At 37.9% G+C, this 26,999-nt stretch carries 23 protein-coding genes, 1 CRISPR repeat array and 1 riboswitch; of the genes, 19 read left to right on the forward strand and 4 right to left on the reverse strand.

The window, feature by feature from the left end; genetic code table 11:
- The first annotated feature begins 4 nt into the window (after positions 1 to 4).
- The 5 genes from ADM90_RS08925 (at position 5) to ADM90_RS08945 (ending at position 6,923) form a co-directional block, all read left to right on the forward strand.
- Positions 5 to 1,504 carry a hypothetical protein gene (locus tag ADM90_RS08925; RefSeq protein ID WP_053994624.1) on the forward strand — a complete coding sequence of 500 codons (1,500 nt, stop codon included), beginning with the start codon at positions 5 to 7 and terminating at the stop codon, positions 1,502 to 1,504.
- Between the two features lie 413 nt (positions 1,505 to 1,917).
- Positions 1,918 to 3,660 (forward strand): ABC transporter ATP-binding protein, encoded by a 1,743-nt coding sequence (locus ADM90_RS08930; protein ID WP_053994625.1) that lies wholly within the window; start codon positions 1,918 to 1,920, stop codon positions 3,658 to 3,660.
- Positions 3,657 to 5,390, forward strand: coding sequence for an ABC transporter ATP-binding protein (locus ADM90_RS08935; protein WP_053994626.1), 1,734 nt, complete (start codon positions 3,657 to 3,659; stop codon positions 5,388 to 5,390). The genes ADM90_RS08930 and ADM90_RS08935 overlap by 4 nt, the downstream gene beginning before the upstream one ends.
- A 289-nt stretch (positions 5,391 to 5,679) precedes the next feature.
- Complete coding sequence (locus tag ADM90_RS08940; protein WP_053994627.1) at positions 5,680 to 6,258, forward strand: zinc metalloprotease; 579 nt, start codon at positions 5,680 to 5,682, stop codon at positions 6,256 to 6,258.
- Positions 6,259 to 6,278: 20 nt separating this feature from the next.
- Complete coding sequence (locus ADM90_RS08945) at positions 6,279 to 6,923, forward strand: hypothetical protein (RefSeq protein ID WP_053994628.1); 645 nt, start codon at positions 6,279 to 6,281, stop codon at positions 6,921 to 6,923.
- Between the two features lie 74 nt (positions 6,924 to 6,997).
- On the opposite strand, the gene ADM90_RS08950 is transcribed toward ADM90_RS08945, so the two are convergent.
- Entirely contained in the window at positions 6,998 to 7,366 is a 369-nt protein-coding gene (locus tag ADM90_RS08950; RefSeq protein ID WP_053994629.1) for a hypothetical protein, read from the reverse strand.
- Between the two features lie 533 nt (positions 7,367 to 7,899).
- Here ADM90_RS08950 and ADM90_RS08955 point away from each other — a divergent pair.
- Both ADM90_RS08955 and ADM90_RS08960 read left to right on the forward strand, forming a co-directional pair.
- Complete coding sequence (locus tag ADM90_RS08955) at positions 7,900 to 8,337, forward strand: MarR family winged helix-turn-helix transcriptional regulator (RefSeq protein WP_053994630.1); 438 nt, start codon at positions 7,900 to 7,902, stop codon at positions 8,335 to 8,337.
- Positions 8,338 to 8,456: 119 nt separating this feature from the next.
- The gene (locus ADM90_RS08960) at positions 8,457 to 9,230 is read left to right on the forward strand and encodes an IclR family transcriptional regulator (RefSeq protein ID WP_053994631.1); all 774 of its coding nucleotides are present in this window, start codon (positions 8,457 to 8,459) and stop codon (positions 9,228 to 9,230) included.
- 15 nt (positions 9,231 to 9,245) lie between these two features.
- Here the strand turns inward: ADM90_RS08960 and ADM90_RS08965 are convergent, their stop codons facing one another.
- Both ADM90_RS08965 and ADM90_RS08970 read right to left on the reverse strand, forming a co-directional pair.
- Positions 9,246 to 10,439 carry an aminotransferase class V-fold PLP-dependent enzyme gene (locus ADM90_RS08965; protein WP_053994632.1) on the reverse strand — a complete coding sequence of 398 codons (1,194 nt, stop codon included), beginning with the start codon at positions 10,437 to 10,439 and terminating at the stop codon, positions 9,246 to 9,248.
- Positions 10,440 to 10,453: 14 nt separating this feature from the next.
- Positions 10,454 to 11,542, reverse strand: a complete 1,089-nt coding sequence (locus ADM90_RS08970; protein ID WP_053994633.1) for a M24 family metallopeptidase — start codon at positions 11,540 to 11,542, stop codon at positions 10,454 to 10,456.
- A gap of 265 nt (positions 11,543 to 11,807) precedes the next feature.
- Between ADM90_RS08970 and ADM90_RS08975 the strand changes: the two genes are divergently transcribed.
- The 3 genes from ADM90_RS08975 (at position 11,808) to lepB (ending at position 13,860) form a co-directional block, all read left to right on the forward strand.
- On the forward strand, positions 11,808 to 12,743 hold the full coding sequence (locus ADM90_RS08975; RefSeq protein ID WP_053994634.1) for an LCP family glycopolymer transferase: 936 nt from the start codon (positions 11,808 to 11,810) through the stop codon (positions 12,741 to 12,743).
- A gap of 293 nt (positions 12,744 to 13,036) precedes the next feature.
- Positions 13,037 to 13,144: a hypothetical protein gene (locus ADM90_RS08980; RefSeq protein ID WP_053994635.1), complete on the forward strand. Its 108-nt coding sequence runs from the start codon at positions 13,037 to 13,039 to the stop codon at positions 13,142 to 13,144.
- 152 nt (positions 13,145 to 13,296) lie between these two features.
- Complete coding sequence (gene lepB / locus ADM90_RS08985) at positions 13,297 to 13,860, forward strand: signal peptidase I (protein ID WP_053994636.1); 564 nt, start codon at positions 13,297 to 13,299, stop codon at positions 13,858 to 13,860.
- 45 nt (positions 13,861 to 13,905) lie between these two features.
- Here the strand turns inward: lepB and ADM90_RS24255 are convergent, their stop codons facing one another.
- Positions 13,906 to 14,112 (reverse strand): hypothetical protein, encoded by a 207-nt coding sequence (locus ADM90_RS24255; protein WP_152927985.1) that lies wholly within the window; start codon positions 14,110 to 14,112, stop codon positions 13,906 to 13,908.
- A gap of 159 nt (positions 14,113 to 14,271) precedes the next feature.
- Positions 14,272 to 14,371, forward strand: a riboswitch (purine riboswitch).
- Between the two features lie 66 nt (positions 14,372 to 14,437).
- Between ADM90_RS24255 and ADM90_RS08990 the strand changes: the two genes are divergently transcribed.
- From ADM90_RS08990 to cas1c, 9 genes are all read left to right on the forward strand, one after another.
- Positions 14,438 to 15,631 carry an MFS transporter gene (locus ADM90_RS08990; RefSeq protein ID WP_053994637.1) on the forward strand — a complete coding sequence of 398 codons (1,194 nt, stop codon included), beginning with the start codon at positions 14,438 to 14,440 and terminating at the stop codon, positions 15,629 to 15,631.
- 1,207 nt (positions 15,632 to 16,838) lie between these two features.
- Positions 16,839 to 17,476: a CRISPR direct-repeat array (repeat unit 34 nt; unit sequence GTCTCTCTTTGTATAAAGAGAGTGGATTGAAATA).
- Positions 17,477 to 18,152: 676 nt separating this feature from the next.
- Entirely contained in the window at positions 18,153 to 18,935 is a 783-nt protein-coding gene (locus ADM90_RS08995; RefSeq protein WP_053994638.1) for a DUF817 domain-containing protein, read from the forward strand.
- Between the two features lie 298 nt (positions 18,936 to 19,233).
- On the forward strand, positions 19,234 to 19,416 hold the full coding sequence (locus tag ADM90_RS09000) for a hypothetical protein (protein WP_053994639.1): 183 nt from the start codon (positions 19,234 to 19,236) through the stop codon (positions 19,414 to 19,416).
- Between the two features lie 6 nt (positions 19,417 to 19,422).
- Positions 19,423 to 21,828: a CRISPR-associated helicase/endonuclease Cas3 gene (locus ADM90_RS09005; protein WP_053994640.1), complete on the forward strand. Its 2,406-nt coding sequence runs from the start codon at positions 19,423 to 19,425 to the stop codon at positions 21,826 to 21,828.
- A gap of 23 nt (positions 21,829 to 21,851) precedes the next feature.
- Positions 21,852 to 22,568: a type I-C CRISPR-associated protein Cas5c gene (cas5c, locus tag ADM90_RS09010; RefSeq protein ID WP_053994936.1), complete on the forward strand. Its 717-nt coding sequence runs from the start codon at positions 21,852 to 21,854 to the stop codon at positions 22,566 to 22,568.
- Position 22,569: 1 nt separating this feature from the next.
- On the forward strand, positions 22,570 to 24,480 hold the full coding sequence (gene cas8c, locus ADM90_RS09015; protein ID WP_053994641.1) for a type I-C CRISPR-associated protein Cas8c/Csd1: 1,911 nt from the start codon (positions 22,570 to 22,572) through the stop codon (positions 24,478 to 24,480).
- A complete protein-coding gene (gene cas7c, locus ADM90_RS09020; protein WP_053994642.1) occupies positions 24,477 to 25,328 on the forward strand; it encodes a type I-C CRISPR-associated protein Cas7/Csd2 in 852 nt (283 codons plus the stop codon). The genes cas8c and cas7c overlap by 4 nt, the downstream gene beginning before the upstream one ends.
- Positions 25,309 to 25,968 carry a CRISPR-associated protein Cas4 gene (gene cas4 / locus ADM90_RS09025; protein ID WP_053994643.1) on the forward strand — a complete coding sequence of 220 codons (660 nt, stop codon included), beginning with the start codon at positions 25,309 to 25,311 and terminating at the stop codon, positions 25,966 to 25,968. Before cas7c ends, cas4 begins: the two co-directional genes overlap by 20 nt.
- Positions 25,968 to 26,999 (forward strand): type I-C CRISPR-associated endonuclease Cas1c, encoded by a 1,032-nt coding sequence (gene cas1c, locus ADM90_RS09030; protein ID WP_053994644.1) that lies wholly within the window; start codon positions 25,968 to 25,970, stop codon positions 26,997 to 26,999. Before cas4 ends, cas1c begins: the two co-directional genes overlap by 1 nt.

Raw genomic sequence — 26,999 nt, forward strand, 5'->3', positions numbered from 1 at the left:
TTAGATGAAGTACATTGGTAAAACGCCCCTGCTTATGCTTGTATTGCTTATGATGAGCATCATGTTAATCGCTTGTTCAGATGAAGACAAGGCAACGACAGATAACCAACCTGCTAGCAAAAATGCAGAGCAGCAGGAAGCAACGGAAGAAAAGCTATTAAACAATATTACCTTATCAAAGGCACGTGGGTTTGTCCGAGATGAAGTAGCATTTGAAGTAACAGACCTGCAGGCAAACGAGCCAGTAGAGTTAGTATGGAATGCCATTAATGGGGAGTATGAGATTGAGGATTTATATGCAGTGATCGGACCAAAGTTCACAGAGGAAGAAATTGTTTTACAGCAGGGAACAGCAGATGCAGAAGGAAAATGGAATGGTATATTCCAAGTACCTGAAGGCTTCGGTGGAGATTTTACCGTTTGGGTCAAACAGGATAGTAAAAAAATTGGGCAGGTCGGCTATACTGTTGATCCATCATTTGTGATGGAGCCTACGTCAGGTCCAGTTGGTACAGAAATTACCATTAAAATGGAGGGCCTTGGCTGGAGCACCTATATGCGTAATTGGCAATTAACGTATGATAATAAATATACAGGGCTTGTGACAGCTATTTCAACGAACGGTACAGCGAAGGCGAAAATTCGTGCTGCTGGTGCTGTCGGTGACCATGCGATTCGTCTGCGCACAGGCTATTTAGGAATGCAGTATATCAACTACTTACAATCGCCATATCCGGATAAACCAGCACCTGACTTTATGTTTACGATTACAGAGGGTGTTGCTGCCACAATTGAAAACCATGTAGAGGATGCGCCAGTTGCGGCATCAGGTGGTTTGGAAATGCCTGAGCTACAGCAAGCAGAAAATGTGAAGGTGGCGCTAAGCAAGGACGAAGGCATTGTTGATGAGCCGATCACATTAACAGCTTCAGGCTTACCAAAGGATACGGAAATCGAGCTTGTTTGGAATACGATGAAGGGTAGCCGTGTGAGTGGGAAAGGCTTTGGTGAGGAAACAATGTCACTCGATAAGGTCAAAACAGACGCCGGGGGGCAACTGCAATATGACTTTAAAGTGCCTGATGATTTAGGTGGTATTCCACATCGTTTAGATTTAGTAGCAGATGGCAAGGTGCAGGGTCAGACGTATTTACGCATTTTACCCTCCATTGTTGATTTCACGCCAAAATCAGGTCCAGTTGGCACAAAGATTTCCATCACCATTAAAGGCGGTGGCTGGACAGAATTTGATAATGCCTATTATTTAACATATGACAATGCTTATACAGGCTACTTATGTGCTTTTAATAGCCAAGGAAATCTAACATTTGATGTTATTGCAACGGGTGATGTTGGGTATCATTTAATTGATCTATACCCTGGCATTTATAAGCAGCAGGAAAAGGAAACAGATATGACGTTAATTCCCCAATTAACGTATGCTACAGACCATCCTGGCTCGGCAATGCCTGCGATTCGCCTAGCCTTTGAGGTAACAGAGTAATTATTTAATGCGTTAAAGCGCAAATTATTTACTGTAAATTGCAAAATGATGGTTGACAAATATTTCTACACTATGATAATCTTCAAGAACACTATAACAAATAAACGAAAGGAGGGCATGGCAATGTTCATTTTACCAGTAGTATATTCCAACACAGTTCCATACATTGTCCATGCCTGATTTCTAATTTTAATCGCATAGAAAAGGTATGGCTCTGTCCTGCCTTTTATAAGAGACACATGCTCTTTGTAGGGTATGTGTCTTTTTGTGTCTTAAAAAGGTTGTAGTGAGACTAAATAAAGGAGTGGATGTTGATGAAAAGAAACATCGGACAACGTATGATTTTCAAAAAGGAATTGCTAGAAAGTGGGTAGTATATCTCTAATAGCACAGAAGAAAGAAGGTTATCATCTATGTTTGACGTCTTAAGTAAATTAAGCTGGTTTTTTAAACAATACTGGAAGCAGTATACGATTGCGATTATTCTACTGATTATTGCCAGTGGATTAGAGGTTGTTCCTCCCTATTTACTCGGCTCGATTATTGATATATTGACAGCAGGAGAAATGACCCCAGCCATTTTAGCGAACTATATTTTAATTTTTGTAGGGATTATTATTGGGGGCTATTTCCTTAATTTTGTCTGGCAATTTCGATTATTTGAAGGGGCTATCAACCTTGAGAAAATTTTACGTCGAAATTTAATGCAGCATTTTTTACGCATGACCCCAACATTTTATGAGAAAAATCGTACAGGGGATTTAATGGCACGAGCAACCAATGACTTAAATGCCGTATCCATGACAGCCGGTTTTGGTATTATGACGTTGATTGATTCAACGATTTATATGGGCTGTATTATTTTTGCGATGGGCTATATGATTTCATGGAAGCTAACATTGTTTGCGATGTTACCTGTGCCAATTATGGCTATTGTCATTCAATATTTAGGGAAAATCGTGCATGAACGCTATATGAAGGCGCAGGATGCTTTCGGAGAACTCAATGATAGTGTGCTTGAATCTGTAGCAGGTGTTCGTGTTGTGCGAGCCTATGTGCAGGAGAAAAAGGATGAGGCTAGTTTTGCGCAGATGAGTGAAGAGGTGTATGCCAAAAATATGCATACAGCTAAAATCAATGCCTTATTTGGACCTATCACAAAAGTAGGTACAGGCATTAGCTATGTTGTAGCACTTGGCTATGGCGCCCATTTAGTCGCAATTGAGGCGATGACGGTTGGGCAGCTTGTTACATTTAATGTTTATTTAGGGCTAGCTGTTTGGCCAATATTTGCAATTGGCGAGCTTATAAATGTGATGCAGCAGGGGAATGCGTCTTTAGATCGTGTACAGGAAACATTGAATTATCAGGCAGATGTTCAAAATAGTACGAATCCACAAATAATGGCGACACCAAAAGCCATTGGATTTGATGCTTTAACATTCCAATATCCAATGAGTGAGGTAAAAAACCTCCAGCAAATTTCGCTGTCATTGAAAAAAGGGCAAACACTTGGCATTGTTGGGAAAACAGGAGCAGGAAAAACAACCTTCCTGCGACAATTATTGCGGGAGTATCCAATTGGTCAGGGTCAGCTATATATTGATGATATTGATATTACTGCCCAAACGAAGGAGCAAGTGCTGGATTGGATTGGCTATGTACCGCAAGACCATATACTTTTCTCACGGACGATTCGTGAAAATATTTTATTTGGGAAAGAGGATGCCACACAGGCTGAATTAGAGCAGGCGATTCGTGCCGCCTATTTTGAAAAGGATTTAGATAATTTGCCAATGGGGCTTGAAACGCTTGTTGGTGAAAAGGGTGTGTCTCTTTCAGGTGGTCAAAAACAGCGTGTGTCCATTGCGCGTGCATTCATCAAAGACCCTGAAATTTTAATGCTGGATGATTCACTATCCGCTGTTGATGCCAAAACAGAGGCAAAGATTATTGAAAATATTCAGCGAGAGCGCCATGGTAAAACGACCATTATTACGACGCACCGTTTATCTGGTATTCAGCATGCAGATAAGATTATTGTTTTAGATAATGGGCAAATTGTGGAGCAGGGTACACATGAGGAGCTTCTTGCACAACAGGGATGGTATAAAGAGCAATTTGACCGTCAGCAACTAGAAGGAGGTACCTCATGAGTACGAGTCAACGTTTAACACGCTATGCGATGTATTTTAAAAAGCCGATACTACTAGGGTTATTCTTCCTAACAATCGCTGTTTTTACAGAGCTTGTTGGGCCATTTATCGCCAAGCATATTATTGATAACTATATGACAATTGGTCAGATCGATATTAAACCCATTACGTGGCTGTTGCTGCTGTATTTACTATTAGCCATTGCAACTGCTATATTACGCTATTTTATGTATATATATTTACAAATTGGGGCGAACCGTGTTATCCAAAAATTACGGCAGGATGTGTTTGCCCATATTCAAACCTTACCGATCCAGTATTTTGACAATTTACCAGCAGGGAAAATTGTCGCACGTGTGACCAATGATACTGAGGCAGTGCGCAATTTATATGTGCAGGTGCTGTCGAATTTTGTCACAAGTTTTATTTCCATTATTGGTGTCTATATTGCACTCTTTATTTTAAACTGGAAAATGGCGATGCTTGCCTTAATCATGATCCCTATTATTTATGTATGGATGATTTTGTATCGAAAATTTGCCTCCAAATACAATGATGTCATTCGTACAAAAATCGCTGATCTGAATGCCATGATTAATGAATCCATTCAAGGTATGACGATTATTCAGGCATTTCGCCGTGAGCAGCAAATGACAAAAGAATTCGATGCGATGAATAATGAGCACTATGCTTATGGGCGTAAGCTATTAATGCTTGATTCAGCTACTTCCTTCAATCTTGTAAATACCTTAAGGCTAATAATGTTTACGGTTTTTATTTTCTATTTCGGGACACAGTCATTGACAGCGACTGAAATCATTTCGGCTGGGACCTTGTATGCCTTTGTTGATTATTTAACAAAGCTCTTTAATCCCATTACCAATATTGTGAATCAATTTTCGCAGCTTGAGCGCTCACTTGTTGCAGGTAAACGTGTGTTTGAGGTATTGGATACAAAAGGTGAGCCTGTCTCCAAAAAAAGCCTGCCACGTTATCAGGGGAATGTCGTGTTTGAGGCTGTTTCCTTTGCCTATAAGGAGAATGACTATGTGCTGAAAAATCTATCCTTTGCGGCATATCAAGGGGAAACGATTGCTTTAGTCGGTCATACAGGCTCAGGAAAAAGCTCCATTATGAATTTATTGTTCCGTTTCTATGACCCCTCCAAAGGAAAAATTACGATTGATGGCATCGATATAACGGCTGTGCCCCGTCAAACAATGCGTGAGCATATGGGCATTGTACTGCAAGATCCTTATTTATTTACAGGAACAATTGCCTCCAATGTGAGCTTAAACAATCCTGCCATTTCACGAGAAAAGGTAGAGGCTTCCTTAAAGGCTGTTGGGGCAGAGCGTGTATTAGCGAATTTGCCCAAAGGCTATGATGAACCCGTTATTGAGAAGGGCAGTACCCTATCCTCAGGGCAACGTCAGCTAATTTCCTTTGCACGTGCCCTTGCCTTTGATCCAGCGATTTTAATATTAGATGAAGCTACGTCAAATATTGATACAGAAACAGAGGAAATCATTCAACATGCCATGGATGTGCTAAAGAAAGGGCGCACAACCTTTATTATTGCTCACCGACTTTCTACTATTAAAAATGCCGATCGCATCCTTGTGCTGGAGCGAGGCGAAATTGTAGAAAATGGCACACACGATGAGCTACTAGCACTTGGCGGTATTTATAAAAAAATGTATCAAATGCAAGCCAATTCCTTGCAATAAGGCAAAGCCCCACTTTACAGCGAAAGTGGGGCTTTTGTATTATTATCACTTATTAATAAATTTTGAACAAAGTAGAATAATAGCATTAGCTGAATTGAAAGTGACGTATTATACGACTATATTTTAGTTCGATTGATGCCAATACACAGGAATTTAATATAATATTATTAGATTAATATTAAATTAATTGTTATATAGTATAAATATAACATTAAAGTATTTTATTTACAATTTAATATTTTAATGGTATTATTTTATTAATAATACTTTGTGAGGAGGGAATCATATTATGAAAAAGATTAAACAAGTTGTAATCTCTTTTGTTTTAATGACAATACTAGTTTTACCAACTGTGGTTTATGCAGATTATGAAGATGAACATGCGTTTTGGACTGGTGGCTTTCCAGCTTCTGTAATTAAACTTGCTGATTATTATGAAGACCCTTCTGTTGCAAGTTTTGGATATAGTTATTGGACTGCAAATGCAAGAGCTGATTATGCCGGTATTTCAAACGCAAATATAGGTTTCACCAATGTTGGAAATTATGCAGATGCTGAAATTCGTTTTTTTGTAGTATCTTATGGCGATGATTATGGTGGTATTATGAACCCCTATACATCTAATGGGACTTTAGACGTATTTATGACTAATACATGGGCAAAGGCTCATGTCATTATGAATGATAAGTTCATGGATGATAATAATTTTACGAGTACGAACAGACACAAAACGACGATTCATGAATTAGGGCATGCATTTTCTATGAGGCATCAAGTATCGCCTACAATTTCAGTTATGCGACAAGGTCTGTTAAATTATACTGACCCACAACCCCTTGATATAAGCAATCTTCAATGGAAATATTAATTATAGGGAAGGTGAGTTATATGAAAAAATTATTACAATCAATAATAATTAGCGGTGTCTTATTGAGTACAACAGCCTGTGGTTTAGAGCAAGATAGTTTCTCTAATGACACTACGACTAAAAAAGTTGCTTCGCAGATTGTGGCGGATGCTACTGTTAATCAAAAAACTAAGATTGCCTCAATGCATGCCGATTTCATTATCTATGATAGTTTATCAGAAATAGAAAAAAATGCTGATAGTATTGTTTTAGCTGAGTTTACAGGTCAACGACAATTAAATGAGTATAAAACGGCGGAAGGGTATACGTTCCACCAAAATTCAATCTCAACTGTTAACATATTGAAGGCTTTCAAGGGAGAAATTGATGTAGGGAGTACAATCCAAACTTTTGAGCCAGGATTTTTCCAAAAGGAAGATGAATATGTAAACTTAGAAGGTTACAATTTAATGAACGAAGCGGGTAAGTATATTTTGTTTTTAAAAAAGAACGAAGCTGGTCCTGTTTTTACAATTGTTGGGATGTACCAAGGGAAATATGATGTAACTGCACCAAACCAGGTCGATGCACAGGTTAATAAAACCGATATTGAAAGTGAGTATCTTGGTGAAAATGTAGATCAATTTAATAAATTAAAACAAGAAGTACTAGCGAAGTATAAGTAAATGTATCAAATGCAAGCCAATTCCTTGCAATAAGGCAAAGCCCCACTTTACAGCGAAAGTGGGGCTTTGCGTATTTATCTCACATATTTAAAGATATTGACAAAGAATAATAGCGCAGAGAGGGCTACGGCTATGCCTCCCCCTGATACAAATAACTCAAATAACCAACGCGGTACATCTAAATAGACCATCATCATACCGATTAGTAAAAATGGTAGACCGAGATTATAAAGCCAAAATTGTGCCTTTGCAAGCCTCGTCTCCGCCGCCTGTCGATAGATCGAATAAATTAACCCAATAAATCCAGTAGTAAGCCAACCGATCACACCAATATGCGCATGTGTTGCCTTCCATTGAAGTTGAATCGTATAATGCATAAACAGTCCAAACGCTAAAACAATTACTAAATAGACGATTGAAATCTTAATCCATTTCGCACCCATCCGTAACAACTCCTTTCCTGAAAGTATTTTAGCTAGCTGCTACAGTATATTCTTGTCAAATAAAAAAGATGCTTGAAGAAATTTGAAAATAACTGTAGTTTATTGTCTTTATTGATAAAAGAATTGAATAACTTTCCAAACAAAGCGGCTCAGGTGGCATCGAAAAGTTATAGAAATCTATGTTTTGCAGACACATCTAGTGAAACGAGCGCCATTCCCAAAAATTATTGATACAGTCGTAGCAAAATACGGTAAACTAGATGTGCTAGTTATAATGCACATGCCTTGAAACAAGTTAAATAACACAAGCACATTTGGAAGAGGTTTTTATTTTATGTAAGCTATATGTGCCGATCGTTAGGAAGCGATCCGAGGTATTTCTAAATGGTCATAAATTATCAATTAAAGTAGTGGGAAGTAAAATCCCACGAGGTTGTTTTGGCAGGGTATCTGACAAGGCGCTGTACGATGATTATAGTACAGCTTGGCTGGAGGCTCACCAATGCAATGCTCTATATGTAAGGAGGATTTTTTTGAAACAAACCAATATTTTTAAACTCATCCATATGGTTGAACAGGTGAATAATGCTAATATTATACGTTTTACAAAAGCATTTCCTTACCCATTAGGAATTTCGCCTATTTTAGTATTAAATGAGCTTCATACAAAGGGCCCGCAAAAGCAAGCGGAATTAGCTGAAACCCTTGGCTATACAAAGGGAGCGATGACAAGTATTGCGGAAAAACTTGTGAAGCTTGACTTAGCAGAAAGATTATATGACCCATCTGACCGTCGCATTATACGTTTACAAATAACTGCTGAGGGGAAGGTGGCATTGTCAAAGGCACAGGCGATTGGAAAAGAGCTTTTTGTCCAGCTTTTTGAAGTGCTAGATGAGGCGGAAATAACACAGTATTTGCTAATTCAAGAAAAATTAGTACAGGGTACCCAACAAAAAATAGATCGTTAAAAAGGTCGTTTCATGTTAGAGCGTCTTTTTATTTGTAAAATAGTTGAATTTATTGAAAAGTATCCTGATTCATTTTATAATAGATTATGGTTCTATTATAGAAACATGTGAGGTGGACAATGACATTAAAAACATTAGATAACTCATTAGAGGTTTTGAAATATTTTAATAAAGAAAATCCGACATGGGGTGTACGTGAATTAGCGAAGGAAATGAATATTAGCCACTCCATTATTTATCGAATTTTGACAACATTTGAACAGCATGGCTTCCTCATTCAAAATCCTGAGACGAAAAAATATGAATTAGGGCTACGTTTTTTGGAATATGGGCAGATGGTCAGGGATAAATTAAATCTTTCTGATTTCGTGCTACCGATTATGAAAAACGTTGCGGATACCGTGAAGGAGTCTGTATTTTTAACATGGTTAGATGGTACAGATGGCGTGACGGTGGAAATTGCGGAAAGCTCTCAAACCATTAAATTTTCGGTGTCGATTGGCACACGTACACCATTATACATAGGCGCATCTTGTAAAACGATGATGGCCTTTCTACCTGCAGAGAGAAAAAAGGAGATTACGGATCATGGCATGAAGAAATTAACGCCTGACACGATTACAGATCCTGATGCTCTGTTAGCTGATTTAGAGAAGATTCAACAGCAGGGCTGGTGCTTTACAACGGGGGAGTATGCCCATTCAGTATTTGGACTTGGCGTTCCTCTTTTTAATAACAAAAGAGAAGTAATTGCCTCATTAACCATTGCTGGGCCTATTTATCGTAAACCAACAGAGGACAGGCTACCTGAAATGATTAATGTTCTGCAATATGGTGCGATGAATATTCAACGCTACTTTGATCAATATAGCTTTAAATTATATCATGAATAATAAAAAAGGCGCATGCTATCTCGCGCCTTTTATAAATTTCTTGATAGAGGATACAGCTCTCTCAATTTCTTCACAGGTATTAAAATAATGGGGTGAAAAACGCGCCATTTGCTGAATAGCATTACGCTCCATGATTGTATTTGCCATAAATGTGCCTGCTTCAATGATCACACCATGAGCGGCTAAATAATTTGTTAGCTCCTCAGGAGAAACGCCCTCAATAGTAAATGGTGTGATCGATAAGCGGTTTGCTATATTTTGTGGTCCATATAAGACCAGTCCTGGAATGGTTTCAAGCTGCTTTATTAAATACTTTGTTAATTGCTGTACACGCTGATAAATATGGTCGATACCAATCTGATTGGCATAATCAATAGCAGCTCCTAGTCCTAAAATACTTGGAATGACAGGACAGCCCGGCTCAAAGCGTTTGGCTGTTGCTGAAAATGAATAGTCATTTTGCTGATAATGCCACGTTGTACTACCCCAGCCAATCATAATCGGGGTAATGGTTGGCAGTAGCGCTTGTCGCACATATAAGATGCCTGATCCTTCTGGTCCACGTAGCCATTTGCGTCCACAGGCAACTAAAAAATCACAGCCAAGCTTCCGCACATCAATGGGTGTTAGACCAACTGTTTGATTGGCATTGATCAATGTGTGTACATGATGCTTTTGTGCAAGCTGGCATATCTCCTGTGCGGGCTGTAGTGCACCAGCAGCATTGGACATATGCGCAAAGGCAATTAATCTTGTTTGCGGTGTGATCAGCTGTTCAAGCTCCTGTAAATCCACCATATACTCCGTATCAGTTGGCAAAACCTTTAACCGCACGCCTTGTCGCTCAAGGGCAAGCCATGGTACATAATTACTTAACATTTCAGTATCCAGCACAATCACTTCATCGCCCTGCTGCCACTGGAAGCCACCTGCTATATAATTAATGCCCATTGAGCCATTTGGCACAAAGGCAATTTCCTCTTTTTTAGCGCCAATAAATAAAGCTGATTTTTCACGAATATGTTCTACCTGTTCATATGTTTCTTGACGAAAGGAGGGTAGGTAGGGGCCAATACTTGCCTGTTTTTGTAGATAGCTGGTCATGACATCTACTACTGGCTGAGGCATGGCAGAAGCAGCAGCCGTGTTTAAATAGATGTAGTGCTCTAGCAGTGGCATATCCTTTTGAATGCGCGTTATATCCATCATTGCAGTCACCAGCCCTATAGAATAATTAATTCTTTTGAATAAGTCATTAGGTTTTCATAGCCATTCTCTGTCACCAGAAGGTTATCCTCAATGCGAACACCGCCAATATCCTTTACATAAATACCTGGCTCTACCGTAAATGTCATCCCTGCTGTTAGGACAAGCTCATTCTGTTGCATCAAGTATGGCTCTTCATGTGCGCTTAAGCCAATTCCATGCCCAAGTCGATGTGAAAAATATTGTCCATAACCCTCATTATTAATAACATCTCTAGCAATCGTATCAATCTGATGAGCAGTCATCCCTGGCTTTATTGCGGCTATTGCTGCTTCATTGGCTTGTTTAACAAGCTGATACATATTTTTTAATGTAGGTGAAATATCCCCTAAAGCTACTGTTCTCGTAATATCTGCTACATAGCCTTGATAGATGGAGCCAAAATCTAAGACAATTAATTCACCCTTCTCAATTTTCTTTGTGCTTGCTCGACCATGTGGCAGTGCGCCTCGATAGCCAGAGGCAACAATGGTACCAAAGGGTGTTCCTTCAGAGCCACGGCGGCGCATTTCATATTCCAATTGTGCCGCTATATCCATTTCTGAAACACCAGCTTGAATCGTGGGCAATATTGCCTCGAGACTGTCCTCCACAATTTTAACAGCCTGCCGCATTAATTGAATTTCATGCGGATCTTTTGCCATACGCAGTTCACGAATAGATGCACCAATATCGCATATAGACTGATATGTAAGTTTTTCAATGGCTCTTTGCTCCTTGACACGCATGCTGTCATATTCAATAGCAATGGTTTGCAATTTACCTAATTCTCTTGTTAATTGCTCAAGAGTTTGCGCTGGGCCCTCTTCATCAGAATAATAGAAGATCGTGCCACCGTTACTTGTATCTACTTTATTAACCTCTACTTGTGGTACTAGAAAATATAATTGATTGTTAGCAGTGATCATAGCGAATGTTAAACGTTCACTTTGCTTTAACTGTAACCCTGTAAAATAATACATATTGGCTCCCGGGACAAGTATTGCTCCATCTATCTGCTGTTGCTTTATACGCGAAACGAGCTGTTCTCTTCGTTGTTGAAACATCCAGTGATTCCTCCTTATTTTCTATTTTTGTTTCTAATATAGAAACATTGTATCTATAAATATTATATATTAACAAGCATGAATTTTCAATTAATTAAAGAAGGAAGTTAATTTACAAATAAGGGAATAGTCTACCGTTTATTGAGTAAATACTAGTGTACGTCTTTTTTTCGTCTATTATGCATATAAGTAGACTAGGTCAACTTTTTTCCAACGTAATACGTCAAAAAGAGGGGTAAAATTGTAAGCAGAAAGGGACTTATGTATGGAAAAAAATATGAAACGCTCAAAAGAGAAAAAGAGCAAGAAAAAAATATGGCTGTGGGTTGTTGCTAGCCTACTCACCATTTTTTTGGTGTTGATAGGGAGCGTCTACTTTACCATTCAAAAAACGATGAATAAAATCAATACACCGCTGCTTCAAACAACAGAGGCTGCACAGCAGGAGGAAAAAACAGTCATTAGAAAAGACCCATTTTCAGTATTACTGCTTGGTGTGGATGAGCGCAAAGAGGATAGTGGTCGTTCAGATACAATGATTGTAGTGACGGTGAACCCTGAGAAACAAACGATGAAAATGCTTAGTATTCCCCGCGATACACGCACAGAAATTGTGGGGCATGATACGGTTGATAAAATTAATCATGCCTATGCCTTTGGTGGTGTGACGATGGCTGTGGATACAGTGGAGCATTTTTTAAATATACCGATTGATTATTATGTGTTTATTAATATGGAGGGATTTCTACAAATTATTGATACACTTGGTGGTGTGACGATTGATAATGATATGGATTTAACCTATAACGAATATCATTATCCAAAAGGGGAAGTGACACTAGATGGGAATGAGGCACTGATTTTTTCCCGTATTCGCTATGAGGATCCACGTGGTGATTTTGGCCGCCAAATTCGCCAGCGTCAAATTATTGAAGCTGTTATGAAAAAAGCCTCTACCCCATCTACATTATTAAAAGCAACAGATATGCTTGATGTATTAGGGGATAATGTGCGCATGAACTTCTCTGTGAAAGACCTTCTTCAGCTACAAGGCCTTTATAAAAAAATGAATGCTGATATGGAGCAATTATCCTTTGAAGCGGGAGAAGGAGAAAGAATTCGTGGTATTTGGTATTATATTCCTGATGACAAAGAGCTCCAGCGTATCCAGTTAACGTTAAATAATCATTTAGAAAAATAGGGAAGTAATGTCCATGAAAGGGGGGAGAACAATGAATGGAAGGACCCAGGTGCTTAGGTATACCGCGCTAAATCATTGCATGCAAAGCTCTATACCTAAACGCAAAGCAAGAAAAAGCCTAGTCCAATCAGCAATGAAAACCTTACAATTAGTCTATTTAAAATTATTAACGTAACAGACAAAAAAATCATTCAGGTAGGATGCATGCCTAGTTGAATGATTTTTTCTTTTTATTGAAATATCAGAAAATTTAATGTATAGTGTATTTAAACATGGTTAAGGGAGTGATTGTAATGATGATCGGCACAATTTTATTAGCAGTGGCATTACCAGTAGGAATTGCTTTAACAGCCAATTTATTAAATGAACAGCGTCACTCGGCTACACCCACTAACCATTAAGAACGATAACCAATTAAATGATAGCTATTCAGACAATGTTACCTCGTAGCCTTGTCTATTTTTTGTGAACTTGCAACTCATTGTAGGATTCTTTCGTCAATAATAGAAAGAACATGTTATACTATTAAAAAACACAGTATTGGGGAATGAACATGCAAGAGGAAAAAGCAACTAACTTAAAAAAGGAAATATTATCCTACATTAAGATTATTGTGATTACAGCGATTATTGTGTTAGGCTGTAAGCAATTTTTATTTACGCCGATTAAGGTGCAGGGGGCATCTATGTACCCAACCTATCATGATAAGGATATTATTATTGTCAGCAAAACAAGTAAAATTGAACGCTTTGATCAAATTATTTTCCAATCACCGATAGAGGATGAATACTATATTAAAAGAGTAATTGGTCTGCCTGGTGATAAAGTAGAAATGAAAGATGATGTTTTATATGTAAATGGCAAGGCATATCCAGAGAATTATGTGAATCGTGAAACAGATGATCCTAACCAATTACGCATTACGGAAAACTTTACGCTGGAGCAATTAGTCGATCAACAAGAAGTACCAAAGGGCATGTATTTTGTGCTTGGCGATAACCGTTTAAAAAGCTCTGATAGCCGTCATTACGGTCTTATTGCAGAGGATGCCGTATTAGGTGAATCTAAATTAATTGTCTATCCATTTAGCCATTTCCATCTAGGCTCCAAAGAATAGATCAAAAACGCTTGAAGCCATTTCAAGCGTTTTTTTATTGCTTCATTAATGATGTGTGGGTAAAGCAGTACAAACTTTCTGTGTGGGGTAATGCACACAAACCGTTGAATGCTCAACCGTTTCTTTTATCGGAGATTGCCTAGCTATCGTTGGCGAACTGATTGCTGACTGTTTGATGGCGAGTTCCTCTGCCACTAATTCTACTCCATAAAATAACAATAAAAAATAACAGACAAATCCTAGAATGCGCAAACAATCACCTCGTTCAATCATTAGTGTATGTTAGTATGTATGGTCAAATGTATTAAAATATAATCGAAAACTCTAAATTTTCTCTCTGATAAACTATTTTTTTCTGTAGTACTTCATATGAAAAAAGATGTTGTCAGACCAATTTTCATATGCTACTATAGCTAAAGTAAATAGTTGATCTGTATAACCTCAATAATATGGATTGAGGGTCTCTACCAGGAACCATAAAATCCTGACTACAAAACTTTGCTTCCTATTTGTAGTCAGGATTTTTTATTGAAAAAATCTCCTACAAATAGGAAAGCGGTATGAAAGGGAGATTACGATGAATTGGAGAGTTTATATTCTTGCCGTGACAACCTTTGCCGTAGGGTTGGTTGAGTTAATTGTTGGTGGGATACTGCCCAATATTGCAGAGGATTTACATGTATCCTTAGCAACAGCAGGGCAATTAATTACAATTTTTGCACTGGTCTATGCGATTTCTGCGCCTGTTCTACTATCCCTAACAGCGAAGGTAGAGAGAAAGCGCTTGTTCCTTATTTCTTTATTAATTTTTACATTAGGCAATTTACTAACATTCTTTAGTACCACATTTTTAACCGTGATGATTGCTCGTATTTTTACAGCGATGAGTACCGCATTAGTTATTGTGCTATCCTTAACGATTACAACGAGAATTGTTGCGCCTACGCATCGAGCAAAAGCGCTAGGTCTTGTATTTATGGGCGTTAGCTCTGCACTTGTCGTTGGTGTGCCAATGGGTATTTTTATTACAGAGGCTTTTGGCTGGCGAGCCGTTTTCTTAGGCATTAGTTTATTATCAACGATTTCTATGATTTTAATTGCACTTCTACTTGAAAGGATGCCGATTGGGGAAATTGTGCCATTAAAAACGCAGCTAAAATCATTAGGAAATTTAAAAATTTTAACCGCACAATTAACCACATTATTTATGCTAGCGGGTCATTATGTGCTATACGCCTATTTAACACCATTCTTAGTGGAAGCATTTGATATGGGGGCTTCATGGATTAGTATTTGTTATTTAATCTTTGGGATTGCCTCTGTTAGTGGAAATGCGATTGGTGGCTGGGTAAGTGATAAAATCGGTACAAGTAAGGCGCTTATTGTAATTGTATCTATATTTGCACTTGTCTTGTTTACAATTCCATATACAACGATTGCTTTCCCACTCTTTTTACTGTTCACCGTTTTATGGGGAGCATTAAGCTGGGCATTAACACCGCCATTACAAAGCTATTTAATTCAAGCTGATCCAAAATCCTCAGATATTCAGCAAAGCTTAAATACAGCAGCCCTTCAAATTGGGATTTCGATTGGCTCAGCTGTTGGTGGTGCTATATTTGCAGTAACAGCATCTGCCATGCATTTAGCAAGCTTCGGCGCTCTTTTCGTGCTTTGTGCATTAGGCTGTATCATCTTTTCAATTAAAAGAGCGCCTATAACACAGGAGCAAACGCTGAATTATCCATCAGCACAGCATCACTCCTCATAAATAGGTAAGGCTTTCTAAAGGGCAACCAAGCATACAAAAGGTTGCGAGAATGGTAAATAAAATTTGATTTTCCCGATAGCTCCTTTCTACCTTAAACTCGTACAGTAACAGGGCTGACAGAGAAGAGGGAATAAAAATGCCAAAGCGTTGATTACACAGCGTTTTGGCATTTTAACATTGCGCTCTGATTTTATTAAAAAGAGACGAGAGCATGGATGCATTGATGCAAGTTGTATAAGGTCATCCATTAAAGCTAATCTGTACAACAGGAGCGAAAAAACAATACTTGGATCATTGCTGATTTTATACGAAAAGAGATTTGTGATAATCTATGTAATAAGTTGGAGGAGGATATAGTGTCTTTTACCTAGAAGGCATAGAGAGCACAAAAAATACATAAAAGGTGTTTTGATTTCTTTCATCAGATGGAAGAAAACTTTGCCAGTACAGTGAGTAAGCAAATAGAAAGTTCCCATAAGTTTCGTACTAATTATAAGGTGAAGCTATGAATGATGGGTTGGATGGCAATTTAATGAGAGATGCCGATTTTTCAAAAATTAAGTAAATTTACAGTCACTCTGAATGCAGAGAGTGCGGATTAAAAGCAACGATTTAAAGCGTGCCAGTGATAAAGCTGATGTCATTCTGAATGTGGGAGTGTGGAAATGGGGGGCTAGATGTCACTCTTGATGTGAAGAGTGTGGATGGAGATTCCACCAATCATATGTCTTACAACAATGCCCTATTGATTTGAAGCCCACGAGGATTTCTTGTTTGCTATGTATAAATTGCTTCCAATCCAACTCAAGCTTATAGGTTTGCCTTAATATGTTGGATTGAACAATGCCTAGAAGCTTGATAAATTTTTTCTCTAACTATAGGTTTCTGTTAATAACGGAAAGGAAAGTATGCTTTATCTATCAAATATATAAAAGTAGAGGGATTGGGAGAGGTTTTAAGATAGGCGTCAAAAATGAACAAAATCCGCTATGTGAAATAGTTGGTGTTATCTGGACTTTATAAGCGCAAGTATTTTTTAAACAACAAGTGCGAATGGGAAGCAAACATGATTATCCAAGGAGATTCGCACCTATAAACCAACCAATTTTCCATTGAAATGGAAGGGGAATTAGGTTAATATAACCTTAGAGATTTATTTTTTTTTGTGAAAATCAATTATAAATATCATTTTTATATTGTTTTTCGCGTCTCTCTTTGTATAAAGAGAGTGGATTGAAATCCTTTGTTAGTTGGAAATGATTTTCAGGAAGCGCAAGGTCTCTCTTTGTATAAAGAGAGTGGATTGAAATAGACCATCCAGCAAATTGTCAATATTAAACGACGTCTCTCTTTGTATAAAGAGAGTGGATTGAAATACATTTATAGTTACAATTGAGACAATTCAAGGTGTCTCTCTTTGTATAAAGAGAGTGGATTGAAATAGCATATTGCAGGCATGTCAAACTACGTTGACTTGTCTCTCTTTGTATAAAGAGAGTGGATTGAAATCGCTATCCTACTTTTAATGAATGGAAAACAGGAAGTCTCTCTTTGTATAAAGAGAGTGGATTGAAATCGCTATCCTACTTTTAATGAATGGAAAACAGGAAGTCTCTCTTTGTATAAAGAGAGTGGATTGAAATCGCTATCCTACTTTTAATGAATGGAAAACAGGAAGTCTCTCTTTGTATAAAGAGAGTGGATTGAAATAGCATAGTGCAGGCATGTCAAACTACGTTGACTTGTCTCTCTTTGTATAAAGAGAGTGGATTGAAATACGGAGTCGCTTATTTTCATGTTGTGAAGCTAATGTCTCTCTTTGTATAAAGAAAGTGGGGTGAAATACATACAAGCGTATTTAAAGAACAATGTCAGTGTAGCTCTTTATTCAAAAAAGTAGATTAAAATATATATTCAAAGGCCAAGCCCGAAAGATTTTACTATTTGTAGAATTTTTCGGGCTTTTTGTGATCTCTTTTTCTGCCTTTTTCATTTAAGTGGAACCCCATACGACATACTGTAGTCTTATACTATAAAATGTTTTTCAATATAAAATTATCGATAAACAATAAAAATGTCTGTATAGGAAGAAGTAAATATTTTTGAGAGTAACTTTAATGATCCTTGCTTTGCCGATGCTAGTAACACGTATTCCAAAAATTGGAGGTAGAGGTCTGTGCGGCATTGAAGCGATTAACCTAGCTTGATTACTAGGGTGCAATCTTCTATAAATCCATAGGAGCGTTGAAAAAATCAAGGGGAATGCTTTTATTATTACAGACTTATACGCAGCAAGAATATGTTGGCGTAATTGGCTTAATGTTAGGTGATGTGGTACTTGTTGTTAGTGTCTTTGCAGCAGGAACTGTCAAGAGGAAAATAAGAAACAATTTAAAAATTTGGGGTGGACGAATATGGAGATATTTATTGCATTCGATGTCAGGTTTGTGAAAAGAATCATGTGTGTCAAAGGGCTATTAGAAGCAAGCTTTATGCTATCAATCTGGAGTGATGGGGCGATATGAAAAGTAAGATCATCCATATGCTAAAGCAACTGTTCTATTTTGGACGTGAACAAGCATTCGCGTGTATTTTTCCAGTTGTAATCTTTGCTTCGCTTGCTATAACAAAATTTATACCCTTGCCTTTATTAACGAGGTATGACTGGCTACTTATCATTTGTCTCACGATGCAATGGTGGATGCTACGCGCTGGTCTCGAAACTAAGGATGAGCTCAAAGTCATTACATTATTTCACTTGATCGGACTTGCACTCGAAATTTTTAAAGTACATATGGGCTCATGGGCATATCCAGAGGAGGGACTCTTTAAAGTTTTGGGTGTACCGCTTTATAGTGGCTTTATGTATGCGAGTGTTGCAAGTTATTTATGCCAAGCATGGCGGCGTCTATATGTGGAGCTTGTCAATTGGCCACCTTATGTAGTGGTTGTTCCCCTTGCTATTGCTATTTATTTAAACTTTTTCTGGCATCATTTTTGGTTGGATGTTCGTTGGTGGCTTGGGCTGTTGGTTATGATCATTTTCTGGCGCTCGTCTGTAAATTATCAAGTAAATGGCATAAAGTATCATATGCCCATCGTATTATCCTTTGTCCTTATCGGCTTTTTCATTTGGCTTGCTGAAAACATTGCCACTTTTTTCGGGGCATGGCAATATCCAAATCAAACACACACCTGGAGCCTTGTACATTTAGGGAAAATTAGCTCATGGCTATTGTTAGTGATTGTGAGCTTTTTGATTGTGGCAGAGTTGAAGCGGGTGAAGGAGCATGAGAAGAAATAGATGAACCCCCTGTGTGATTAGGTACAGGGGGTTTTTGAGTTTATCAATACAAATACATACATGATAAGGCTCTAATTAATTTCAATCCGCGTAATAAATTACGACTATTCTATAATAACACAAAATCAAATTTATAAGGCATATAATAAAATTCAATATTGATAATACTCTAATTAGAGTAATATCAAAGTATGTCATTTAATGTTGACATACTTTGATATTAAATACAAAATTGACTAATGTTTTACAATATGATATTATAAATACAAATTAAGGATTTTAGAGGGGTGTATGGTAAATGTGTAAAGTTGATGAAGATAAGGATGCTCAGATTAAATTTATGATGAAGAAATATGGGGTAAAAGAATATGACACTGCAAATGCAAAAAACTATGAAAAAATATTTAGAAAGATGGACTGGTATGAAAGAACTATCAAACTTTTTCTGAATTTTGAAAAAATAAAAATTGAGAAAGAGTGATTTTTAATGACTTTATACATTGCACATATTAGAAAAAAAGATGGACAGGTCCAACCGTTATCCGTTCATCTTAATGAATCCAAAGAAATAGCAGAAGACATTGGGCGTAAAATCAGTATTCCCCACGTGACAGGTCTGGCAGCGTGGCTACACGATATGGGGAAGTACAGTGATGATTTTCAAGAATATATACTAGAAGCCTTTCATAATCCATCTGAGCCTCCAAAAAGAGGGAGTGTCAACCATTCAACAGCGGGTGGGCACTTTTTAATGAAGCAATATCATGCAAAGGCAAAGCCTATGATTGAATGTGTGGCGAATGCGATTTATAGTCATCATGGTCAGTTATTGGATATGGTCGATATGGAAGGAGAGTCTCCGTTTGCGAATCGACAGACACCTAAAAAACCCATTGACTTTGAAATAATTGAAGAACGATTTTTCAATGAAATCTGTACACGAGAAGAATTGGATGCTTATATTGCACAAGCAAACAAAGAATTTATGCAGTTTATTCAACCCTATAAAGAAAAAACGAAACAAGCGACAATTCAAGCGATTCGACCTGTTATCGCTTTATTAACAAAATTTATTTTTAGTGCCCTTCTCGATGCTGATAGAACAAATTCTCGTTTATTTGATGAAGAAACAGATATACAAGATACAACCCCTCCTTTTGCACAATTTCTGCAACGATTAGAAGAACAACTCCTTGATATGCAGAAAAAAGCCATACCCAATGAAATAACAAAGTTACGTCAGCAAATGTCTGATACTTGTTTGGCGAAAGCCTCTCTGCCAACGGGTATTTATACGCTCTCCATTCCAACAGGGGGTGGGAAAACGCTAGCGAGTTTACGCTTTGCCTTACAACATGCCTTACACCACCAAAAAGAACGCATTATTTATATTGTCCCTTACACAACAATTATTGAGCAAAATGCCCAAACCGTTAGAGAACTTTTGCAAACAACAGATCAAGTTTTAGAGCATCATAGCAATGTAGTCAATGAACCATCTTTAGAGGAGGATAGCGCTTTATCTTATGACGAATTAGAACAGCATAGAAAATTAGCGAATGCTAAAGATAATTGGGATATTCCGATTATCTTTACAACGATGGTGCAATATTTAGATACATTTTATAGTGGAAAATCCAGAAATGAAAGACGCTTACATAATTTAAGTAATGCCATCGTTATTTTTGATGAAGTGCAATCTGTGCCCATTTCCTGCATTTCTTTATTTAATACAACGCTAAATTTTTTAAGCAAAAGCTGTGGAACAACTGTGTTGCTTTGCACAGCAACGCAGCCTGCCCTCGATTATGTAAAGCATAATATTAAGAAAGCTGGCGAGTTAATTGACAATTTACCTACTATTATTAAGGCATTTAAACGAATAGAACTTGTTCCACTAATCAAGGTTGGCGGTTGGTATACAGAGGACTTAGGTGATTTTGTACGTGAAAAGTTGAATTCTATACAAAATGTACTGATTATTCTAAATAATCGACGTGTCGTTAAAGCCTTGTATGAAGAATTAAAGTATGAAGATGTCCATGTTTATCATTTAAGTACAGGTATGTGTGTGGCACATCGTAAAGCGATTTTACAAGAAATGCGTGAAAAATTGACAGAGGGTGAACGTGTTGTTTGTATTAGCACCCAACTTATCGAGGCGGGCGTTGATATTAGTTTTCAATGTGTTATTCGTTCATTAGCAGGCCTCGATGCCATCGCCCAAGCAGCAGGGCGCTGTAATCGAAACGGAGAAGTAGCCTTACGAGAAGTTTATATTATGAATCATGCGGAAGAGTCATTGAAATGGTTAACCACGATTGAAAAAGGGAGAGCATGTACAAATTTAATTTTACGAGATATGGAGAAGGACGCTACGCTCTATGGCGGCTATCTCTTATCAACAGAGGCACTCACCTATTATTTCGAAGCTTTTTATAATCGCTTAGCCTATTCTTTAGATTATCCTATTAAAAAAATTTCTCAATCGATGTACGATATTTTATTTACAAGCAATGGTGTTTTTTCGCAAGAGTTTAAAGGGACCTATCCATTTTGGTCACGGGCAAGCTTTAAAACAGCTGCACAGCATTTTGAAGTGATTGAAGCAAACACACGAGCAATCGTTGTCCCTTATGGAAAAGGTAAGATTTATATTAACCAATTAACAGGTGGAGATTATATTGCGGATTTAGCGCAGTTTTTGAAAAATATACAGCAATACAGTGTGAATGTATTTCCTTATGAGTTTGAATGGCTATGTGCAAATAGGTTAGTGGAAGAGGTGAAGTTTGGTGTCACAAAAGTTTATATCGCAAAACAGCTGGCTTATGATTTGTCGTACGGCCTGAGTGTAGAGGGAGAAGCGGCTTTAGATGATTTAACATTATGAAGGGTGGTGAGAAGATGACAAAAATCCGTAATCAAATTGAATACCAGGTAAGTGGAGATTACGCTTTATTTACAGACCCACTAATGAAGCTTGGGGGCGAAAAAATGACCACTCAAGTCCCTTCCTATAGTGCGTTGAAAGGGATAACAGAGTCAATTTATTGGAAACCATCTATTATTTGGGTGGTGGATGAGGTGCGTGTAGTGAATGCTATTCGTATGGAGTCAAAAGGAGTGCGCCCAATTGATATGAGTGGGGGCAATACACTCGCTAATTATAGCTATTTGCGAGATGTCAACTATCAGGTAAAGGCACATTTTATTTTTAATGAAAATCGTTCAGATTTACAGGAAGATTTCAACGAGCACAAGCATCATAATATTGCCAAACGCTGTATTGAACGAGGTGGACGACGCGATATTTTTTTAGGGACAAGAGAGTGCCAGGGATATGTGGAGCCTTGTACGTATGGAGAAGGTAAAGGCTTTTATGATGAGATTGATGAAATGCATTTTGGCACAATGGTGCATGGCATTAACTATCCAGATGAAACAGGAAAAAATATGCTAGAAGCAAGACTTTGGCAGCCTAAAATGGAATATGGAAAAATTAAATTTATACGACCAGAGCAATGTACCCTAGTCAGACCGCTCTATGAGATGGAGGCAAAGCCATTCCAGCTTGAACAAACTATGCAATCTGTTGATGTATTATACGCTGACATGGAAGGAGGCGAATAAGTTGAGTTACTTGCAGGCACTTTATGAAACTTATGAAAATAGTAAGGATGAAGTTGGCAAAGTAATAGCGAAGCCAATGAAGGATGGCAAGTTTGTGGAGTATATGTTATTGCCAATTTCTCATACAACACAAACGGCTCATATTGAAGTGACTCTTAATTTAGCTGGTGATTTTATTCGAGCAGATGTCATTGATAAAGTAAGTACGATATTACCATTTACGGAGGAATCAGGTAGTCGCGCCGGTAAGAAATTTGCACCACATGTTCTGCATGATAAGCTGATGTACATAGCGGGAGATTACTGTCAGTATACGGGTGAGGATGATAAAGCAGAAGCTTTTCATAAATATATTGAACAATTGCGGAATTGGTGTGAATCACCTTATGCACATCCACACATTACAGCAGTTTATCATTATGTCAAGCAGGGCAAGGTTATAGCAGATTTAATCAATGAAGGTGTATTGTATGCAGATAATAATCGTTTATTGAAAAAATGGACAAATACAGAAGAGGAGAAACCGAAAATCTTCTCTGTCTTAACAGGCGATCAAGAAAGTGCATTTGTTCGCTTCGCTATTCACGAGCCTGAGCAGCATATACCACCACTTTGGCGAAATGAAGAGGTTTTTAATGCTTATATTGACTATTACAATACGAAATTGAAAGATAAAGATATTTGCTATGTATCTGGAAAAATCGTACCAATGATTGAGAGACACCCAAATAAATTACGCAATTCAGGAGATAAGGCGAAGCTAATTTCGGCAAATGATGGGACAGGCTATACATACCGTGGTCGATTCAAGGATAGCTTACAGGCTGCTAATATTAGCTACGATGTATCACAAAAAGCGCATAATGCGTTGAAATGGTTAATTGAACGCCAGGGTAAACAAATTGATGGCCGTGTCTTTCTTGTTTGGGGTTCTAAATATGTAGATATGCTGCCAGCGACAGATGATTTATTTGAACAGGATTTTGATTTAGAGGAGGCCTTGGAGGAAACTTCTATAGAGGAAGAGCATGTACAAACAAGGGAAGCATTAGCACGTAAATACCGTCATTTATTAGTCGGTGTGCAAAAAGATATGTCTTTTGAGCAGCTAGCAGATGAGAAGGTGTACGTGTTGACATTAGATGCTGCTACACCGGGGCGTATGGCTGTATTATATTATCGGGATTTTCAAATATGGGAATACTTCAAGCGTTTACGTGAATGGCATCGCGCTACGAGCTGGCGTCAAGTACGCAAAAAAGAGAATAATTGGGTTGAATTTTATGGCTCACCTTCCTTTTATACAATTGCCTATGCAGCTTTTGGACCAAGGCCAAATGATAAAGTTGTAAAAGGTGTTATGGAACGTTTGCTGCCATGTGTACTAGATGGACGAAATATACCACTTGATATTATACGAAGTGCTATTGTACGTGCCTCAAATCCACAATTTTATGAGCAAAATTGGGAATGGGAACAAGTTTTAACGGTGGCATGTGCATTAGTGAGAAATCACTTTAAAAAGGAGGGGTGGCAAGTGGCATTAAATACAGAAACAACAGATCGTGATTATTTATTTGGACGTTTGTTGGCCGTAGCCGATGTACTTGAACGAAGTGCCTTAGGAAAAGATGAAAAACGCGCAACAAATGCGCTACGTTATTTGAATATGTTCCAAAGCAATCCGCTACGAACTTGGAGCACGATTCAGCGTAATTTACAGCCGTATCAAATGAAATTGCGTGAAAAAGGGATTCGTTATTCAATACTAATTGATGAAATTGCCATGAAATTTGAATACGAGGACTTTAATAATAAACCATTGAGCGGAAAATATTTATTAGGCTACTATAGTCAGCGCCAAGATTTATATACAAAAACAGAGGATAAAGAGGGGGAAGACCAATCATGACGATTTTAGATTATAAAGTTGATTTTGCTGTTATTTTTTCTGTACACAATGCTAACCCCAATGGAGACCCGTTGAATGGCAATCGCCCACGCCAAAACTTTGATGGCTATGGCGAAGTATCAGATGTATGTATAAAAAGAAAGCTACGTAACCGTCTACAAGATTTAGGCGAAGCTATTTTTGTGCAATCTGATGAGCGTGCAGCAGATGGCTTTAAAAGCTTAAACGACAGAGCCGATTCAATCTCAGAACTGAAAAAAATCAAAGCAGATAAAAAAGGTGGAGATGCCGATACATTTGCTACAATTGCTGCTCAGACTTGGTATGATGTACGTGCCTTTGGACAAGTATTCGCCTTTAAAGGCAGTAATTTATCTGTAGGTGTACGTGGTCCTGTATCGGTTCATCCCGCAATTAGTGTACAGCCAATAGATATTACAAGTATTCAAATTACAAAAAGCGTCAATTCAGTAACAGGTGACAAAAAGGGCTCTGATACAATGGGCATGAAGCATCGTGTTGATTTCGGTGTCTATAAATTTGTCGGCAGTATTAATACACAGCTTGCTGAAAAAACAGGTTTCACAAGGGACGATGCAAAAAAATTACAAGAAGCGTTAGTTTCTTTGTTTGAAAATGATGCATCATCTGCCCGTCCAGAGGGGTCACTGGAAGTACATAAAGTGATTTGGTGGGAACATGATTCAAAGCTTGGACAATATTCTTCAGCTAAGGTACATCGTTCATTAAAAGTGGAGATGCCTGAAGGTGCAAAAGAATTTAAGGATGAATTTGTTCAACTCACACCTTTAGAAGGGCTACAAACATATGAGCTGGACGGAAAATAATGAGGATAACTATTTACTGTTATCAGGCATCCAGCATTTTCGCTTTTGTCAAAGGCAATGGGCGCTCATTCATATTGAGCAGCAGTGGGAAGACAATGTCAAAACGATAGAGGGACAACATATCCATGAAAAAGCTGATCAACCCTTTATTCGCGAAAAGCGTGGCAATAAATTGATTGTGAGAGCGATGCAAGTTCGCTCTCATGCTTTAAAAACAACTGGTATTTGTGATGTGGTTGAATTTATACAGGACCAGCAAGGTATTGAATTAATAGATGAAGAAGGAAAATACATACCTGTACCTGTGGAGTATAAACGTGGTAAGCCAAAAGCAGGAAAAGAGGACGTTGTTCAGCTTGTTGCACAGGCAATGTGCCTAGAAGAAATGCTTGCTTGTGAAGTACCAAAAGCTTATTTATTTTATGATGAGATTAAGCGACGTGTAGAAGTAGAGATTACAAATGAATTAAGAGATGAAGTTCGATTTATATTTAAGCAAATGCACAATTACTATGACCGTCGTCATACACCGAAAGTAAAACCAGGCAAGCATTGTAAAAGCTGTTCTTTAGAAAATATTTGTTTGCCCACACTTATTGATTCAACCCCCGTACGTCAATATATGGAGAGGTTTTTGTAATGAGAAAATTATTAAATACATTATTTATTACAACCCCTAATAGTTATTTGGCATTAAAAGGTGAAACAGTTGTTGTGACAGCTGGAGAGGATCAGTTAGGTCGCATCCCTTTACACAATTTAGAGGCTATCTGTACGTTTGGGTATATGGGAGCAAGCCCAAAATTAATGCAAGCGTGTGCTGAACGTAATATTTCGCTTACTTTTTTATCAGAGAGTGGGAAATTTTTAGCGCGAGTTGTTGGCGAATCAAAAGGGAATGTTGTGCTGCGTAAAACCCAATATCGTCTTTCAGATAGTACAGATGAAAGTGCAAAAATTGCTAGAAATTTTATCTTTGCAAAAATAGCGAATCAAAAATGGATAGTAGAACGTATGACGCGAGACTACCCAATGCGTATTGATGTACCCGCCTTCAAAAAAATATCTGCTACTTTAAGCGGGTATTTAAAAGAAATTTTAACGATGCAAGATTTAGAAAGACTGCGTGGTTTGGAAGGACAGGCGGCCAATCATTATTTTCGTTGCTTTGATCAAATGATTTTACAACAAAAAGAATCCTTCTTTTTTAAGACAAGAAATCGCCGACCACCTACAGACAATGTGAATGCCCTATTGTCTTTAGCCTACACTTTGTTAGCCAAGGATGTGGGTGCGGCACTTGAAAATGTTGGTCTTGATGCCTATGTTGGCTATTTACATCGTGATCGACCAGGCAGAGCCTCATTAGCACTCGATGTAATGGAAGAATTAAGAGGGGTTATGGCCGACCGTTTTGTGTTGAAGCTTATAAACAAGAAAATTATCACAGCTAAAGATTTCCTTACCAAAGAAAATGGCGCAGTATTACTAACCGATGAGGGAAGAGCTAAATTTATTCAAACCTGGCGCGAACGTAAACAAGAACCTTTAACACATCCATATCTTAAAGAAAAAATCAATTGGGGGCTTGTACCTCATGCCCAAGCAATGCTACTAGCTCGGCATTTACGAGGCGATTTAGAGGAATATCCGCCATTTTTATGGAAATGA

It is taken from the genome of Lysinibacillus macroides (assembly GCF_001281525.1).
In the GTDB taxonomy this organism is placed as follows: Bacteria; Bacillota; Bacilli; order Bacillales_A; family Planococcaceae; genus Lysinibacillus; species Lysinibacillus macroides.